This is a genomic window from Paenibacillus gyeongsangnamensis, from assembly GCF_027533625.1.
Classification (GTDB): Bacteria; Bacillota; Bacilli; order Paenibacillales; family NBRC-103111; genus Paenibacillus_G; species Paenibacillus_G gyeongsangnamensis.
The window spans coordinates 1-1,142 of record NZ_JAQAGZ010000070.1 but is presented as its reverse complement, the minus strand read 5'-3'; the positions used below and the strand labels follow the sequence as shown (position 1 = coordinate 1,142).

The following is a 1,142-nucleotide window of genomic DNA, read 5'->3' as shown; positions in this document are numbered from 1 at the left end:
ACCCTCTGTGATGAGCCTTTCCAGACTGCTTCACCTAACAAACTAATCTCATGTTGACGTCCCACAACCCCAGGGGGCAAGCCCCCTGGTTTGGGCTAATCCGCTTTCGCTCGCCGCTACTGACGGAATCACTTTTGTTTTCTTTTCCTGAGGGTACTTAGATGTTTCAGTTCCCCTCGTCTGCCTCTGCATCACCTATGTATTCAGTGATGAGTGACTGCGAATTACCGCAGCCGGGTTCCCCCATTCGGACATCCCCGGATCAAAGCCTGCTTACGGCTCCCCGAGGCGTTATCGTTGTTCGCCACGTCCTTCTTCGGCTCCTGGTGCCTAGGCATCCTCCGTGTGCTCTTATTAGCTTAACCTAAGATCTATTCGTTAGAATGGATCCATTCGGAAGCTAAAAGCATTTCAGATACTTCAGCTAATTACTTTGTTTCGATATCCAGTTTTCAAGGAACAATCCTCTGCCGAATTCGGCAGGAGTATTAGATTATCACACCGCTCAAGAAACTAAAAGCGGTAGATTATGGTGGACCCAAGCGGGATCGAACCGCTGACCTCCTGCTTGCAAGGCAGGCGCTCTCCCAGCTGAGCTATGGGCCCAAGAATTATTCTATTGGTGGGCCCTAGTGGGCCCTAGTGGACTCGAACCACCGACCTCACCCTTATCAGGGGTGCGCTCTAACCAGCTGAGCTAAGGGCCCTTATTATGAAATTCGCCACTAAAAGCGGCAGGCTTGGCGACGTTCTACTCTCCCAGGACCCTTCGGTCCAAGTACCATCGACGCTGGAAGGCTTAACGGTCGTGTTCGGGATGGGTACGCGTGGTTCCCTTCCGCCATCATCACCAAACCTGCAAGTTTCGCATAGCGAAACCAATTGAAAGGCATTACCCTTTCAAAACTGAACACGAGTGAGTGCGTTGCAACCGTGTGGTTGCTTTATGTCCGCTGCCCTGCAGGCAACATGGACTCCATAGAAAGGAGGTGATCCAGCCGCACCTTCCGATACGGCTACCTTGTTACGACTTCACCCCAATCATCTACCCCACCTTCGGCGGCTGGCTCCTTGCGGTTACCCCACCGACTTCGGGTGTTGTAAACTCTCGTGGTGTGACGGGCGGTGTGTACAAGACCCGG

At 52.7% G+C, this 1,142-nt stretch carries 2 tRNA genes and 3 rRNA genes; all 5 read right to left on the bottom strand.

The features are described 5' to 3' along the window. Window positions 1-365 (bottom strand): 23S ribosomal RNA (locus O9H85_RS37415); the annotation flags it as partial. A gap of 165 nt (window positions 366-530) precedes the next feature. Then, window positions 531-606: transfer RNA gene (locus O9H85_RS37410), tRNA-Ala, on the bottom strand. A 27-nt stretch (window positions 607-633) separates the two neighbouring features. Continuing rightward, window positions 634-707, bottom strand: a tRNA-Ile gene (locus O9H85_RS37405). A gap of 31 nt (window positions 708-738) precedes the next feature. Then, window positions 739-855: ribosomal RNA gene (gene rrf, locus O9H85_RS37400) — 5S ribosomal RNA — on the bottom strand. Between the two features lie 127 nt (window positions 856-982). After that, window positions 983-1,142: ribosomal RNA gene (locus O9H85_RS37395) — 16S ribosomal RNA — on the bottom strand; the annotation flags it as partial.